The following is a 15,165-nucleotide window of genomic DNA, read 5'->3' on the forward strand; positions in this document are numbered from 1 at the left end:
CTTAGCCTGCCAGTTGTGGCGCCGGCGGCTGTTGCTGTGGCTGGCTCACGCGCGCTTGCGCGCGGCTCTGCAATGAGAGCAGGTAGAGCGTGTAGCCGCAGATGATGCCATAGAGGATGTTTCCTTCAATCATCCACATCGGCATCGTCGACATATTGAGCAGCAGGAATGTCATGTGCGCGCCCACAAGCACGCCGCGCTGGCGATGCTGCACGCGCAGCGCCGCGGCCAGCATCGAAAGCCACAGGAAAAGCAGGCCGGCCAGGCCCACCAGGCCATACTCGTACAGCGCGCCGATCAGCGTGTTGTGCGCGTAGACGACATAGGCCTTGCTCCCGGATTCCGGGCCGAACCCAATGATGTGCTGGAGCAGATCGCCGCGCAACCAGCCGAAAATGTACATGCTCCAAATGCGCGGGCGCCCGGAAAGCAGCCGGGATTCTTCGACGGAGTACGCTTCCGGCGGCTTGAAGAAGTTGACGTCACCCGACGCGGCGATGCCCACATCCTGAAAGCGCTCCGCGAATAGAATGCTGGCGAGGCCGAGGGCGACGCCCCCCATCACGATCAGCGCGCTGATGACGAACGGCCGATCACGAAACGGGAAGCGCTGCAAGGATGTCGCGCCGAGATAGAAGAGCAATAATGGCGCGACGGCGACAAGCGCCGTCCGATAATTGGCGAGCACGAGGCCGGCCACGCATGCGATGATGAGTCCGTTCTTGACGACGGGCCGCACCCGCTCGGCAAAGCAGGTGACCGTCAAGCACGTGATAAGAATCACGGAAAAAGCTGCTTCGTGGTTATAACCGCCGATATAGCTTACCGAGCCCGCGGTCAGTTCCGTGGCCTTGCCGATGCGGAGCACGACGGAGGCCGCCTGGAAGATCAGCGCCGGCGCGAAGGCCCAGAGCAGGGCTGCCATGAAGTCGCCGTTGCGCGAGCGTTGCATGGCGCCGAATACGCCCAGCGTCATCACCAGCAGGTAGCCGTACTTCGTCAGCACCGTGATTGCACCGGCGTCGAGTGAGCGGTTCGCAAGCGCGCTCGCCAGCGCAATGAAGATCACGACGTAGAAGGGCACGAGCAGCTTCAGCGCCAGGTGGCGCCAGTTGATGTTCATGAGCCCCACGAAGAAGATGCCGATGGAGGCGACCGCGTTGCCCGACATGCCCGCGGCGAGAGGCCGATAAACGATCTCGTGGAACGCCGACATGACGTACCGAAGCCACGAGGCGCCGATCACGAAAATGCCGGCGCTGTTGCGTACCCGGCCCATCGCGCTCAGCACAAAGAAACCGGTTAAGGCAGTGACGCCCAAAAGGATGGCCATCGGCAGTGATGGCGAAAGCAGTGCGCGATACTCTTCCATGTTCGCGTGCTGCGCTCGCCCCTGCCGTTTTCAGCGTCGCCTGCAAGTTTCGTTCAAGCGTGACCGCTTGACCGGCCGCGGTCGCCGGGCGATTTCATCCCACACCGACTCTTGTTTGTCATCCGCCCTGGCGTGGCTGGTTTGTTAAGTATGTTGCACGCAAGTCGCGGGTTGATTGTCTTAGAACGCCGCTTCGAGCCATGATGCGCAGACGGGTCCTTTTCCTGATCAACTCGCTCGAGGGTGGCGGCGCCGAACGCGTGATGTCCACCTTGCTGCGCCACTCGGCGGCCGAGCGCGATGGGTACGACATCCTGCTTGGGTTGCTGGACGATCTGCCGGCGGCGTATTCCGTGCCGGATTGGGTCGATGTGCGCCAGCTCGATGGCCGAAGATCGTTTCTGTCCAGCGTGATGTCGGTGCGACGGCTCGTGGCTGACGTACGCCCGCACGCGACGCTGAGTTTTTTAACGCGCTCGAACATGGCCAACGTCCTGAACGCGCGCGCGCCGTGCGTGATCAGCGAGCGCGCCAACACATCGGCGCATTTCCCAGCCGGGCCGCGCGGCGCACTTTCTCGTGCCATGGTGCGCGCCGTTTACCCGCGCGCCACGCGCGTCATTGCAGTGTCAGAGGGTGTGGCGGAGGACCTGCGCGACAATTTCGGCGTGCGCGCCGATCGCATGGTTGCGATCCCCAATCCAGTCGATGCTAACGCCATTCGCGCCAAAGCGGCCGAGCCGTCGGCGATTGGCGTCGATGGCCCCTACATCCTCGCTGCCGGGCGTCTGGTGAAGTCGAAGAACTTCTCCATGCTGATCCGCGCTTTCGCATCGACAGATAGCGACTGGACGTTGGTTATCGCGGGGGAGGGGCCGGAACGCGAAGCGCTCACGCGGCTGGCGGCGGAGTGCGGTGCGGCGAAGCGCATCTTGCTGCCTGGCTTCGTCACAAATCCGTATCCCCTGATGCGCGCCGCAGACGTGTTCGTGCTCTCGTCCAACGCCGAGGGCTTTCCGAACGCGCTGGTTGAGGCAATGGCTTTGGGGATCCCCGTCATAGCAACGAATTGCGCGTCGGGGCCGTCGGAGATTCTGGCGGAAGGGCCGCGTGCCCAAATCGGCGGCCTGACCTTGGCGCGGCACGGCATCCTCGTTGACCCCAACGCGGTCGAGCAGATGAGCGAGGCCATTAGCCGCATGCGCGATCCTGATGTGCGGCGGACTTATGGCGCCAAGGCTGCTGTACGGGCGCAGGTCTATAGCCCGGAATCGGTCAAGGACCGCTATTGGGCCGTCATCCGTGAGGTGCTTGCATGACCATCCCCGAGGTGAGCATCGCGCTGGGCGCTGCGCCGACTCACCGTGCAATGCCCTTGCGCATCGCCTTGATCGGCGGTTTCGGCATCGGCAATTTCGGCAATGACGCCTCGCTCGAGGCGGTGACCGCCTTCCTGCGGGCGGAAAGGCCCGATGCCGAACTGTCTTGTATCTGCACCACGCCGAGCAAGACGACGTTTGCGGGACCGGTGTTCGCCGCGGCGCTGCGACCCAAGGGCGTCTGGCGCTGGCTCGATATGGCGCTGTTGCGGCTGCCGAGCCTCACCGTGAATTGGTTCTATTCGCTGTGGGTGCTGCGTCGGTTCGACGTCATTCTCTTTCCCGGCACGGGTGTGTTCGACGATTTTTCAGACACACCGCTCGGTTGGCCGAGCCGCTTGCTCCGTTGGAGCCTCGCCGCACGATTGCGTGGGGTCCGCCTCGTCTTCCTGAGCGTGGGCGCTGGCCCGATCGTCAACCCCGTCAGCCGCTTCCTGATGAAGAGCGCGGCCAAGCTGGCGCATCACCGCTCCTATCGGGATACAGACTCGCGCACGTTCATGCAAAGCATAGGCGTCGACGAGGCGGCGAGCAGCGTGCTGCCCGACGTCGCCTTCCTGTTACCGTCGCCGCCGTCGCCGCCGCGCGCGGCCGGGGGAAAAGTCACGATCGGCGTCGGCGTCATGAAGTACAGCGGCTGGCGCAAGGACGACAAGATCTACGAAAACTACGTGGCCACGCAGGCCCGGCTGATCCGTTGGCTTGAAGAGCAAGGTCATGGCGTCGAGATCCTGGTCGGCCAGACGAACGACTGGCATGCGGTTCACGACATCGGAGAGCGACTCGGCCGCTCGCTCGTCGACGCCAGCAGGCAGCACATGGGATCTTTGCATGACGTGATGCTTGCTTGCGCCTCAACCGATGTGGTCGTTGCTTCGCGCTACCATGTCCAGATCGCTGCGCTCCAGCTGGGGAGGCCGGTGATTTCGCTGAGCTACGCGCCTAAGAACGACGCCCTCCTGGAGCAGGCTGGTCTTCAGGGCTTCTCGCAGGACATCAATCAGGTTGACTTTGAGCTATTGACGCGGCAGCTGGAAATACTCACGCGAGAGCATGAGCATTACGCAGCGATCGTTGCGGAGCGCGTATCAGCGATGCGGAAGCGCCTGCGCGACGCCTTAGCCGAGCTCGATCTGCTGGGCGATGAATGATGGGCGATAGCTCCTCTCCGCTCGTGGTGATCGCCACGCCTGTCTATAACGGCGCCAAGTTCATCGAGGCCGCCGTGCGCTCAGTGCGAGCGCAGACATATCGACCGCTTGTGCACTGCGTGCTGAATAATGCGAGTACGGACGGCACGGGCGAGATACTGGCGCGCCTCACCGCCGAGCCCGGCGTACAACTCATCGTGCGTCACAACAGCGAGACCCTGCCGCAAGCCGACAACTTCAATGCTGTGCTCGGCTTGATTCCGTCGGACGCCAAATATTTCCGTCTCCTTTGCGCAGACGATTCAATTCCGCCCGACGCCATCAGCGCGATGGTGCGAGTGGCCGAGAGCGCCGACAATGTCGTAATGACGGCGGGGATCGAGCGCGTGAATGGCAGCGAGCGTCCACACTACTTTCCCACCGAGACCGAGATCTTTGAGGCGAGCAATGCGGTTGCCCGCATTCTCTCGGATGAAGCGCGCATTCCTCACGTCCATGTGCTCTACCGAACAGACGTGTTGCGCGCCGGCGAGGAATTCTACGCCACGGCGTACAACGCCACCGATATCGACGCCGTGCTGCGCGTGCTTTCGCGCGGCGGGCGGATGGGTTTCGTGCACGCGCCGATCGCGGATACCACCCACCATCCTGACTCGCGCACGCAGACATACGACAAGCAACACCGCACGTACATTTGGGAGAAATTCGTCTTCATCGAGCGCTACGGGCCGGCAGCGCTCTCAAATACCGAGTTCGCCCGGTTGCGCATGCGCTACCGGCGCATCGTCTATCGACGCCTTCTGTGGTGGGCGGCGACGGGCGGGCTGCAGCATGCGCGGCGCGACCTCGAACGGCTGCGCGTGCGCGGTTCGTTGCCCAGCCTGCTCGACTATCTCGACGCGGTCGTTGCTTGGCCGGCACACTTGTACACGAAGGCGGTGAGCCGGTTGCACGAACCGCGGCCCTGGCCTTCGGACGCCGCGAGGCCCGTCTCGTAGCGACACGCCGCGATGTCATCGACTCATGATTAAGACGCACGCTTCCGAGATGCGGCCATTCCGCATATGCAACTGCGGAACGAAGCGAGCGTGCGCTAGGCAGAAAATTGGATTATCAAGCTAGGAATGCGGGGCCTGCGATCAGTGCTGGCGGGACTCAACAGCCACATCACAGAGTCGTTTCGGATTCTCGTCATGCAGGCGTTTCTGGCGCCGGCGGCATACCTGCTGCCGAGCAGTTGGGCGTTCGGGGCAGCGAAGGCTCTTGCATTGCCACTGGCAGTCTTGCCGTCGCCTGGCCTCACCGCCTATCGACGCATGCGTCGCGCGTTTGGGCAAGGCCGGTGGCGCTCCTTTCAACTCGCATGGGGATGGATCGCCAGACCGTTTCAAGACTTCGTTATGCATAAGCGCGTCCTGTACGGGCGTGAGAATATCTTCGGCTGGCGGATCGAAGAGAAAAATGCTGACGAAGTGAGGAAATTGAGGGAATCCGGTCAATCCTTCATCCTGGCGACCGGTCATTTCGAACGAGCGGCGTTGCTTGCCATTGCGAGTCCCTGCATCACGCCTGGAAATCTCATCCAAGTCACTCATGCGCCGCCAAAGCAGGTGCATCGACCGTACGATCTGAGGCTACGTCTACAATTTGGAACGTTTCTCAAGACGCTATCGACAGCGTGGCGCAGGCCCTTCGAGTTTGCATACACAAACACCGATCAGTCTGCAGCGAGATTGCTTTATGAGAGGCTCAAGCTACCGGGCAATGTAGTAAGCATCAGCTTGGACGCGCCCTGGCCTGCGCGTTCGTCGGGCTCGTACTGCCGGCCCTTCGCCGGCAAGAGGGAGCGCAGATTCTCGACTGGCGCTACCCAACTGGCAAAGCTTACACAGAGCCCAGTCGTCAGCTGTGTGTGCTGGCGGGAGGATGATGGCTCGGTCGTTTTGGAGTGGGGATCGCCCATCCATCACGTGGAAAACGAAATTGACACGATGAATACCCTGATTGACACGCTCGAAGCGGCGATCGGACAAAGGCCGACCCAGTACGTTCTGGAAATTGGTGGCGAGAGACGATGGAATGCAGCGCTTGGGCGTTGGGAGAATCTGTAAATTGGACTGGAGAGACGTGCAGTGAGTTCAGTAGAGCAAACCATCAAGGCTCATATTTTGTCTGAGTATCTCATCGGGGAGGACCCCGATGCGCTGGCGACGACAACGCCTTTGATTACCTCAGGGATCCTCGACTCGATGGCTGTGTTGAAGCTCGTGCTTTTCCTCGAAGAGCAATTCACGATTTCCGTGGACCCACACGAGACCACCGAGGAGCACATGGATACGATTGAGAAGATTGCGCTCTTCGTGCGATCGAAGAACGCTTCTCTGGCCTAGGGCGCAGAGCCTAGCGTGTTGGCGCCGGATTTGTATGACCGGGCCAGCAAGAGCAGAGGTTGCGTCCGCAGCACCGCGCCCAGATGCTTTGATAAGAAGGGGTGGCTTCGAAATGCGACTGGAAGGGCTTCTCACGGCCAGCGCAGCGCGAAACCCAGGCGCGATTGCAGCCCTTGAGGCGGATGGCCGCGCGATCTCGTACGATGATTTGAACGAATTTGCAGGCGGTGTGGAACGCGCGCTCGTTGCGGTCGGGGTGAAGGCTGGCGACCGCGTCGGGCTCTGTGTGCCAAAATGCATCAGTGCGCTCGCTTCCGTGTTTGGCATCCTGAAGGCGGGCGCAGCCTACGTGCCAGCCGACGTCCGTGCGCCGGCGGAGCGCAACGCGTACATCTTCAACGATTGCACTGTTAAAGCCATCATTGCGGATAGCGCATGCGCCGACGCGCTTGAGGGGGAATTAGGCCGCGACGGCTGGGTGCGCCACGCCTTTCCCGCTGCAGACGTCCACCGGACGAGCTTTGTGATCCTGACGCCGCAGGCGCCACGCCCGCAGGCATCGCCGTTGGCGGCCGATCTCGCCTACATCCTCTACACATCCGGATCGACGGGGCGGCCCAAAGGCGTGATGCATTCTCATGCGACGGCCCTTGCGTTCATCGATTGGTGCTCACAGGAGTTTGATCCTCGCACAGACGATTGCTTCAGCTCCCACGCGCCTTTCCATTTCGATCTGTCCATTCTCGATATCTATGTGCCGATCAAACACGGTGCGTCAGTGGTGTTGATAGACGCCGAGGCCGGCAGGCAGCCCGGGACACTCGCCAATACCATCGCCGAGCGGCGCATCACGGTCTGGTATTCAACGCCCTCGATCCTGCGCATGCTGTTGGAGTTCGCAAAGCTCGAGCGGCATGACTGCTCGGCGCTCCGGATTGTGTGCTTCGCCGGCGAGGTCTTCCCCATCAAGCACCTGCGCGCGCTGATGGCCCGCTGGCCGCGCCCCGCCTATTATAACTTGTACGGACCGACCGAAACCAACGTCTGCACTTACTACAAGGCGCCGTCGACAATTCCCGAAGAACAAACCGCAGCGTTATCAATCGGTCACGCATGTTCGGGCGACGAGACGCTGGTCGTCACTGACGGCGGCGAGAGGGCGCGGCGCGGCGAAGAGGGGGAATTGTTGGTCGCCGGGGGATCGGTAATGCTCGGTTATTGGAATCTGCCTGAGCGAAACGCCAACGCTTTTCGCGAGATCGACGGCAAGCGTTGGTACAAGACAGGTGATGTCGTACGCGAAGACGAGGTTGGAGACTTCACGTATCTCGGCCGGCGCGACCGCATGGTCAAGCGGCGCGGCTATCGCGTGGAGCTTGGCGAGATCGAAGCGGCGCTGCATCGCCACACGGCAATTCCCGAGGCGGCCGTCGTTTCGACGACGAACAGCGAAGGCGAAGTGCAAATCCATGCGTTTGTCGCCTCAAGCGAGGACAGACCTCCGTCCATCATCACGCTCAAGCAGTTCTGCGCGCAGAACCTGCCCCTTTACATGGTGCCGGATCGTTTCACCGTGCTGAGCGAACTTCCCAAGACCTCGACTGATAAGATCGACTACCAGCGTCTCAAGGACTTAGCCTAATGGACTTTTCCCTGAGCGAAGATCAACGGATCCTGCGCGACGAAATCATCCGCTTCGCGCGAAAGGAGTTGAGCCCGGGTGTGGTCGAACGTGACGAGCAGCACGCCTTCTCGAAGGAGTTGTGGCTCAAGTGCGGCGACATGGGATTGCAGGGACTGCCAGTGCCGCAAGACTATGGCGGAGCTGGCCTGGACAGCCTGTCAACGGCGATCGCACTCGAAGCGCTGGGCTATGGCAGCGCGGACGGCGGGCTGACCTTCGCGATCTGCGCACACCTTCTGGCGTGCGTGGTGCCGATCTGGAAGCACGGCACTGACGAGCAGAAGAAGCGCTACCTGCCGCAATTGTGCAGCGGCAGGATGATCGCGGTCAACGCGATGACCGAATCGGAGAGTGGGTCCGACGCTTTCGCCATGAAGACACGCGCGGAACGCGACGGCGACGAATTCATCATCAACGGAACAAAGACGTTCAGCTCCAACGGTCCGATCGCCAACGTCGCGGTTCTTTACGCGCGCACCGATCCAAGCAAGGGCTATCTTGGGGGCGTCACGGCATTCATTGTCGAAGAAGGCACGCCTGGGTTTTCAAAGGGCCAGGTATTCAAGAAGATGGGGTTGCGCACGTGCCCGATCGGCGAACTGGTGTTCGAAAACATGCGGCTACCCGCAAGCGCTGTCCTGGGCACTGTCGGCGGCGGCGGGCCGATCTTCAACCAGTCCATGGAGTGGGAGCGCGCGTGCCTGGTTGCCGCGCACCTGGGGACCATGGAGCGCATCCTGGAGGAGGCGGTCGAGTTCGCTAGGACGCGCAAGTCGTTCGGCAAGCCCATATCCCAGTATCAGGCCGTCTCACACCGAATAGCCGACATGAAGGTGCGCTTGGAGGCGGCCAAGCTTCTGACCTACCGCACCGCGAGCCGACTCGAGTCGTCCAAAGCCGTCGGGTTTGACGCGGCCATAACCAAGCTGTTCGTAAGCGAGTCCTTGGTCGAGACGGCCCTTGATGCGGTACGCGTCTTTGGCGGCTACGGCGTGATGGCAGAGTACGGCCTCGAGCGGGCGTTGCGCGATTCCATCGCCGGCACGATCTACTCGGGCACCAACGACATGCAGCGCAACATCATTGCGCGCTGGCTGGGATTATAGCCGTCGTCATTCACGGCAGAATGCACGCGTTGACGGAGTTCCTGGGCGCCCATGTGCCTCAGGCGAGATGATTCTGACATCGGCTCCTAGTCGTCCAAGCCAGCGAACACACCCTTCATGATGTTCAGGCCCTCCCGCAGTCGTTTCCAGCCGAGCCACACGAACACGCCATAGGCGACCAGCAGCTCCAGGAACGCCAGCAGCACCTCTTCAAGCGCGCTGAGATGCACCACGCGCGCGATGGAGACGTGAACAATTACAAGGGCGATGGAAAGCAGCGTCGGTCCGGCGAGCGCCATCATGTATTGCGTCGTCGTGCCGCCAATGGGGTGGAGATAAAGCGCTAGCTGGCGGGGTAGGTAGGCTATCGTCAGCGCGCTATAGCCGAGCGCCACGGCTTCCAGGCTATGCAACGCGAGGAGCGGCGCGGCGATCATCCAAAGCACGGCAAATTCTGCCGTCAGTCGAAAGCGGGCGCCTGTGCGTCCGATCGCTTGCAGGAGGGGGCCGTTGAGAATCGTCACGGCTTGGATGGCGCCTGCGGGCGCGAACAAGGTGAAGATCATCGCTGCTTCTGCCCAGCGATCCGAGAGCAGGAGTGTGAACACGGAATCGCTGGCTACGGCCACGGCCGCCATGCCGGGAAAGATGAACGCCGCCTGCGCGGTGGTGCTCATCAGCACAATTTGCAGGAGTTTCCTGTGATCTTCGCGCAGTTCCACGAATTTAGGATAGATGGCCGACTGGATGGAACTGCCGACAATATTCATCGGCAGCGCCATGATGCGAAAGGCCATTGCATAAAGGCCAAGCGCGGCTGTCCCTAGGACCTTGCCGACGACGAGTGAGTCAAAGTTGCGGCTGATGAAAAATGTGATTGCGAAGCCCAGCGTATCTCGCGCGAAAATGAGATGTTCGCGCAAACGGTCGAAAGTGAAGGTGAATTGTGGACGGAAGCTCGTGGCGGTGATCAGGACAATTGCTTTGACGGCCCATAGAACTACGTTCTGCGCGACCAACGACCACGCGCCGAAGCCTTCGAACGCCATCCAGATCGCAACGACAGCGCCTGCGATCGCGGAGCTGAACTCGGCGACCGCCATCGTGAAGAACTTCTGCCGCTTCATGAGTTCGGCGGAGGGAATGGAGAGCGCGCCGGCTATCAGCGGCAACGCCGCCAGCGTGGCCATGATCGGCCCAAGACGTGGCTCGCCGAAGAAGGCGGCGCTTGGCCATGCGAGCGCCAGCAGGATCAGCGACATCGCGCCGGTGAAGATGATCGTCGCCCAAAACACGCTCGACCAGACGCCGACATCCTTCGTGTCGACGCGCACAAGTGATTTGGACAAGCCCGCGTCAGCCATGAAAAGCGTAACCGTCACTTGCGCCATTGCCAGCGCTACGACGCCGAACTCCGATGGCGACAAGAGCCGGGTGAGCACCGGCACGGTGGCGAAGCTCGCCGCAAGTTGAAAAATGCGGGCCGCCGAGAGAACAGCTGCGCCGTAGGCGTAGGTGCGGAGGGCCATCCCTTAATTTCCCTAGCGCTGTCGCCAGGCCGGTTGCGTCGGCGCTAGGGACGGGGCGTGCTGTGTTTGAGACTTCGTGTTTTGCTGTAGTTGAAAGAGCGTGTAGTCACACAGCACACTGTACAAGATCATGCCTTCCACCATCCACATTGGCTCGGTCGCCATGTTCAGCGCCGGGAAGCTGATATGCACGCCGATAATCACGTTGCGCTAGCGATTCGCGCCGCCGCCAGCATAGAGAGCCAGAGGTAAATTATCGCAACGAGCCCCACATGCGTGACGCTGCCGCGGTCCCGGCGGGTTTGACGCGACGCCGGATTGCGCAATGCGTGTAGCCTTCTTGCGAAACCTGTCGCGCAATGGCACAGCCGGTCGAAGGTGACATCTCAAGCCCCCACCGTTTCGGCGGTCATCACGTCGTACAACCGCCCCGACACCTTGGTTCAGGCCGTGGAGAGCGTGCTCGCGCAGACGCGGCCGCCGATCGAGATTCTCGTGCTCGACAATCGCTCGGACTTCGACGTGAATGAGTTGCTGCGTCCGTACGAAGGACGCGTGCGCGCGTGGCGCAACGCAGAGAATCTCGGGGTTTCCGGTTCGCGCAATGCCGGTGCAGCGGCGGCGCAGGGCGACTTCGTCGCTTATCTCGACGACGACGATGAGTGGATGCCTGAGAAACTCGAACGGCAAGCCGCTAAGATCGGCGACGCGCTCATGAGCGTCTGCGGCAAACTGCGGGTTCCCGGCGATCAGCTCGACGTGCTGCCGGAGCAGTGGATCGAGCCTGACGATCTAAAGCGCGGCAATGCCTTTTGCGGCGGCAGCGGCTTCTTCTGCCGCAAAGCCCTGTTCGACAAGGTGCGTTTCGATACCGCGCTGAGCTTCGGCGAAGACTGGGATTTTATGATCCAAGCCGCGAAGATCGCGCCCATTTTTTATCAGGCCGAACCGCTTTTCTGGTACCATCTGCCGCTCGAGAAACCTTCGCTTACTAACGCGGTGAAGCGGATGCGGCCGCAAGACCTGGAGCGCCGTTTCGCAGCCGCCGAGAAGAACAAGGCGTTCCTTGGCGACCACTTCTATCGCCGCCGCATCGCTGAAGACGCGCTGGCGTTCGTCACGTCGCGCCCCGACCCGCTCGACTTCGTCGCGTACTCGATCCGCCGCGCAGGCCTGGGCGCCACAGCATCCGTTCTGAGCGATCGAATTTTTCGAAGGTTCAGTCGCCAGGCGCGCCGTTCAAATCCGGGCTGACGCGGCGGCGACGTCGCCGGTCTTCGGTCGCTCGCGGTGTGCGAGCGTTGTGGATAACGCGCTTAGGAGCCGCGAACGAGGTCGATGACTGCACCAGCGATGACGAATATGCCGGCCCATAGCGCAAGGCTCACGATCACCGCGCCCGACAGGGTCCACAACAGCGGCCAACGGCGAAGGCGCCGCGAGCGGCGCGGGCTGGCTGCGCTCACGTCGGCCTTGGACACGGCCGCCTGACGCTGTGAGATCATAGTATCCACAGTAGCGCTCGCTGTTTGGCTCGGTAACAGCACAGGGCAGTTCGATGTGTACCCCACAAGACCGTCCCCGCTAAGACTTTGATCTGCCTGAAACTTCGGACTTCCCCAGTTAAATATTGGATAAGTCCGGAACCATCTGACGAACAAACTGCGGTAACCCCTTCTCGGTTCCAAACGGTTTCGAAAAATTTCTCCACAACCTGAACTAGAGCGTCGCCGCCGTATCCTCGCAGTGCCGTCCGTCACCAAGTTTGCCGTGGGCGCATGGAAATCGTCCGTATGCGGATTCTCCCGTCAGGCGAATTCAACGCCTGACGACGTGACACCTGATGCAATGTGGAGAGACGAACGTCGCCGCGCATACGCGTCCGTTCATTCGCACGTCGTTTGCACGCGACGGATAAACAAATGACGCTGATCTGTCGTGCGACGGAACGCGCGCTTATGTGCGTCAAAACAGGACATGCTAAATGTCCGCGCGCTGGCCGTGTAATTGCTTGAAACGCGCGAGCGCCCGTTTACACCAAGGGCGACCAAGGACTTCAGAATGAACGTCATCGCCATTCGCCCGCGGACGGATGACCAATACACGCCGTCCGAAGAGGGCGGCGAACTCGGAACGTTCAGCCTCAAGTGGATTTTCGCCTTTTTGGTGCGTCGGTGGATTTTGATCGCCGCCGTCGGTCTGCTCGTTTTCATTCTCTGCTTCACGTCGTTCCTGTTTCAGCGCTCGCAATATACCGCGACCGCGCTGGTCATGATCAACGCCGGCCAAGACCAAGTGCTCGCGCCCGATCAGATGGTCGGCGGCCAGCAGATGGCCCCCGCGCAAGTTGTGGACTCCCAGCTCGAAGTGCTGCGCTCGCGCGAACTCGCCGGGCGTCTCGTCGATGCGCTGAACCTGGTGAACGACCCTGAGTGGAACGTGATGTTGCCGCCGGACCAGGCGCCCGTCGCTGGACCCGTCGTGCCGCCGGCCGCGGAAACGCCGCAGGAAGCCGCCACCCGCGAACAGCTCCGTCAGAACGTCATCGTCGCTGTCGCGAATTCGATTTCGGTCAATCGTCGTGGCCTGACTTACGCGGCTGAGGTCTCGGCGACATCGACCAACCCCGAGCGGGCGGCGCAGATGGCCAACCGTTTGGTCGACCTATTCCAGCAATATCAAATGGAAGCGCGGCTCGACAGCGCCAACCGCGCCAATTCTTGGCTTTCCACCCGCGTCCGTGAACTGCGTGACGACGTCCAGGAAAAGGAAGCCATCGTCGAACGTTACCGCGCGCAGACCGGCCTCCTGAGCGCTCAAGGCGGTTTGCTGAGCGAGCAGCAAACCGCGGACCTGCAAGGCAACCTGACCCAGGCCCGCGCAGACCTAGCGGAACGCGAAGCGCGTCTGCAGCAGCTTCAGGCGACCATCAGCGTTGGCGGTTCCGCCGACGCGATCGCCGGCGTGCTGAATTCGTCGGTGATCAGCCAGCTCCGCGCTCAAGAAGCTCAAATCGCCCGCCGTCAAGCCGACTACGAGAGCCGCTACGGCGAGGCTCACCCGTCGGTGCAGAACGTTCGCGCCGAGCGCACGGACATCCGCAATCAGATCAATGCTGAAATCGCGCGGATTTCGTCGGGCCTGCGCACCGAAGTCGAAGTTGCTCGGGCGCGTGTCAACGCGCTTGAGGCCAACATGGACCTGATGCGCGGGGAGATGGTCGGCAACAACGAGCAATTGGTTCGTCTGCGCGAGTATGAGCGAGAAGCCGCAGCATCCCGCACCGTCTATGAATCCTTCTTGACCCGTTTTCACGAGATCGCCGACCAAGGCACGATGCGCACGATGCCGGCGCAGTTGGTTTCCGCCGCGACCGTGCCGACGGAACCGAGCTCGCCGCGCCTTTCCATCGCCTTCGTGCTCTCGATCGTGCTCGGCGCCGGCCTCGGCCTTGCCGCCGGCTTTCTTGCCGAAGCGCTGGATGAAGGCTTCGGCGACGCCGACGAAGTTGAGCGCAAGCTCGGCGTGCCCGCATTGGCGACGGTGCCGAAACTGCGCCGCACCGATCTGCGCCAGGTGCCGCCGGCCTCACAGCATCCGGTCGGCTATTTGCTGGAGCGCCAAGTATCGGCCTTTACAGAATCCTATCGCGTCCTGCGGACCACAATCATCTTTGCCGCCGGCCAGCCCAAGACCCAGATTGTAGCGATCACTTCGGCCGTGCCGGACGAAGGCAAGACCACGGTTTCTCTTTGCCTGTCGCGGGTCTCCGCCCTTTCGGGCCAGCGCGTGTTGCTCATTGACTGCGATTTGCGCCGCCGTTCGGTGAAGGATGTCTTGGGCATTGAGCCAACAACCGGCCTGCTGCAAGTGCTGGCGGGCGAGGCGAGCTGGCGTCAGGCAATCTACGCCGACGAGCTGAGCGGCATGCACGTGCTTCCGCTGTCGGAGGCGGGCTTCACGCCGAAAGACATTTTCGGCGCCGAGGACATGAGCCGGCTCCTGGCGGAACTGCGCAACTCTTACGACCTGATCGTTCTGGATTGCGCGCCGGTCCTGGCCGTCGCCGAGACGCGTGTCGTGGTCGCGAAAGCGGATTGCGCTGTCGTCGTCGCCCGGTGGCAGAAGACGCCGATCCGCGCGGTTCGTTCGGCGCTGCAACAGCTGCAAAGCGCCGGCGCTAATGTGCGCGGCGTCGCGCTCAATTGCGTCGATCGCCGCGTGCCGGGCTATTACACGTACCCTGCGTACGACTTCAGCGAGAGCTGATCCCGAACTGCGCGAAATAAGCGTCATTTGTGGATAAATCGCACGCGCGCGTGTTCCCGAATTCGTTCAACTACCGTTCATCTAGCGCCTCGAAATCGCGCAATCTTCGCCTGCAAAGCGAGCGCGAAAAATTTTCATATCCGAGACGCGACTGAGCTATTGCAATACGCGACTTAGCGCGACTTAATGATCCCGCTGCGAGGCGCGCCACAGAAGGAGGCGCGTTGGGCAGTGGGGACCGTCATGAGAGAAAACGCTAAGCCGGGCGGCGCGCACGCTGATAGG

Annotated in this window: 12 protein-coding genes; 9 read left to right on the plus strand and 3 right to left on the minus strand. The window is 61.7% G+C overall.

The annotated features are described in order from the left end of the window. Window position 1: 1 nt before the first annotated feature. Window positions 2–1,372 (minus strand): O-antigen ligase family protein, encoded by a 1,371-nt coding sequence (locus tag DSM104635_RS04265; protein ID WP_158765011.1) that lies wholly within the window; start codon window positions 1,370–1,372, stop codon window positions 2–4. Between the two features lie 203 nt (window positions 1,373–1,575). Here DSM104635_RS04265 and DSM104635_RS04270 point away from each other — a divergent pair, with 203 nt between their 5' ends. From DSM104635_RS04270 to DSM104635_RS04300, 7 genes are all read left to right on the plus strand, one after another. Beyond that, window positions 1,576–2,691 carry a glycosyltransferase gene (locus DSM104635_RS04270; RefSeq protein ID WP_228445843.1) on the plus strand — a complete coding sequence of 372 codons (1,116 nt, stop codon included), beginning with the start codon at window positions 1,576–1,578 and terminating at the stop codon, window positions 2,689–2,691. Beyond that, on the plus strand, window positions 2,688–3,902 hold the full coding sequence (locus DSM104635_RS04275; RefSeq protein WP_158765013.1) for a polysaccharide pyruvyl transferase family protein: 1,215 nt from the start codon (window positions 2,688–2,690) through the stop codon (window positions 3,900–3,902). Before DSM104635_RS04270 ends, DSM104635_RS04275 begins: the two co-directional genes overlap by 4 nt. Next, on the plus strand, window positions 3,902–4,900 hold the full coding sequence (locus DSM104635_RS04280) for a glycosyltransferase family 2 protein (protein ID WP_228445844.1): 999 nt from the start codon (window positions 3,902–3,904) through the stop codon (window positions 4,898–4,900). The genes DSM104635_RS04275 and DSM104635_RS04280 overlap by 1 nt, the downstream gene beginning before the upstream one ends. Before the next feature lie 195 nt (window positions 4,901–5,095). After that, a complete protein-coding gene (locus DSM104635_RS04285; protein ID WP_158765015.1) occupies window positions 5,096–6,013 on the plus strand; it encodes an LpxL/LpxP family acyltransferase in 918 nt (305 codons plus the stop codon). 21 nt (window positions 6,014–6,034) lie between these two features. Further along, window positions 6,035–6,292 carry an acyl carrier protein gene (locus DSM104635_RS04290; RefSeq protein ID WP_158765016.1) on the plus strand — a complete coding sequence of 86 codons (258 nt, stop codon included), beginning with the start codon at window positions 6,035–6,037 and terminating at the stop codon, window positions 6,290–6,292. Window positions 6,293–6,404: 112 nt separating this feature from the next. Beyond that, a complete protein-coding gene (locus DSM104635_RS04295; RefSeq protein ID WP_158765017.1) occupies window positions 6,405–7,934 on the plus strand; it encodes an amino acid adenylation domain-containing protein in 1,530 nt (509 codons plus the stop codon). Further along, a complete protein-coding gene (locus tag DSM104635_RS04300; RefSeq protein ID WP_158765018.1) occupies window positions 7,934–9,082 on the plus strand; it encodes an acyl-CoA dehydrogenase family protein in 1,149 nt (382 codons plus the stop codon). The genes DSM104635_RS04295 and DSM104635_RS04300 overlap by 1 nt, the downstream gene beginning before the upstream one ends. Window positions 9,083–9,168: 86 nt before the next feature. Here the strand turns inward: DSM104635_RS04300 and DSM104635_RS04305 are convergent, their stop codons facing one another. Continuing rightward, window positions 9,169–10,611, minus strand: a complete 1,443-nt coding sequence (locus tag DSM104635_RS04305; protein WP_158765019.1) for a lipopolysaccharide biosynthesis protein — start codon at window positions 10,609–10,611, stop codon at window positions 9,169–9,171. 378 nt (window positions 10,612–10,989) lie between these two features. Between DSM104635_RS04305 and DSM104635_RS04310 the strand changes: the two genes are divergently transcribed. After that, entirely contained in the window at window positions 10,990–11,865 is an 876-nt protein-coding gene (locus DSM104635_RS04310; protein WP_158765020.1) for a glycosyltransferase family 2 protein, read from the plus strand. Between the two features lie 62 nt (window positions 11,866–11,927). Here DSM104635_RS04310 and DSM104635_RS04315 read toward each other — a convergent pair whose 3' ends face one another. Then, window positions 11,928–12,116 carry a hypothetical protein gene (locus DSM104635_RS04315; RefSeq protein WP_158765021.1) on the minus strand — a complete coding sequence of 63 codons (189 nt, stop codon included), beginning with the start codon at window positions 12,114–12,116 and terminating at the stop codon, window positions 11,928–11,930. A gap of 556 nt (window positions 12,117–12,672) precedes the next feature. Between DSM104635_RS04315 and DSM104635_RS04320 the strand changes: the two genes are divergently transcribed. Then, window positions 12,673–14,880 carry a polysaccharide biosynthesis tyrosine autokinase gene (locus DSM104635_RS04320; protein WP_158765022.1) on the plus strand — a complete coding sequence of 736 codons (2,208 nt, stop codon included), beginning with the start codon at window positions 12,673–12,675 and terminating at the stop codon, window positions 14,878–14,880. The last annotated feature ends 285 nt before the right edge of the window (window positions 14,881–15,165 follow it).

This window comes from Terricaulis silvestris (assembly GCF_009792355.1).
GTDB classification, from domain to species: Bacteria; Pseudomonadota; Alphaproteobacteria; order Caulobacterales; family Aquidulcibacteraceae; genus Vitreimonas; species Vitreimonas silvestris.

What these genes read in the sequence shown, in the direction of transcription:
- DSM104635_RS04295 (WP_158765017.1), top strand. Translation starts at nt 6,405, where the DNA reads ATGCGACTGGAAGGGCTTCTCACGGCCAGCGCAGCGCGAAACCCAGGC.
- DSM104635_RS04300 (WP_158765018.1), top strand. Translation starts at nt 7,934, where the DNA reads ATGGACTTTTCCCTGAGCGAAGATCAACGGATCCTGCGCGACGAAATC.
- DSM104635_RS04315 (WP_158765021.1), bottom strand. Translation starts at nt 12,116, where the DNA reads ATGATCTCACAGCGTCAGGCGGCCGTGTCCAAGGCCGACGTGAGCGCA.
- DSM104635_RS04275 (WP_158765013.1), top strand. Translation starts at nt 2,688, where the DNA reads ATGACCATCCCCGAGGTGAGCATCGCGCTGGGCGCTGCGCCGACTCAC.
- DSM104635_RS04320 (WP_158765022.1), top strand. Translation starts at nt 12,673, where the DNA reads ATGAACGTCATCGCCATTCGCCCGCGGACGGATGACCAATACACGCCG.
- DSM104635_RS04270 (WP_228445843.1), top strand. Translation starts at nt 1,576, where the DNA reads ATGCGCAGACGGGTCCTTTTCCTGATCAACTCGCTCGAGGGTGGCGGC.
- DSM104635_RS04265 (WP_158765011.1), bottom strand. Translation starts at nt 1,372, where the DNA reads ATGGAAGAGTATCGCGCACTGCTTTCGCCATCACTGCCGATGGCCATC.
- DSM104635_RS04285 (WP_158765015.1), top strand. Translation starts at nt 5,096, where the DNA reads ATGCAGGCGTTTCTGGCGCCGGCGGCATACCTGCTGCCGAGCAGTTGG.
- DSM104635_RS04305 (WP_158765019.1), bottom strand. Translation starts at nt 10,611, where the DNA reads ATGGCCCTCCGCACCTACGCCTACGGCGCAGCTGTTCTCTCGGCGGCC.
- DSM104635_RS04280 (WP_228445844.1), top strand. Translation starts at nt 3,902, where the DNA reads ATGGGCGATAGCTCCTCTCCGCTCGTGGTGATCGCCACGCCTGTCTAT.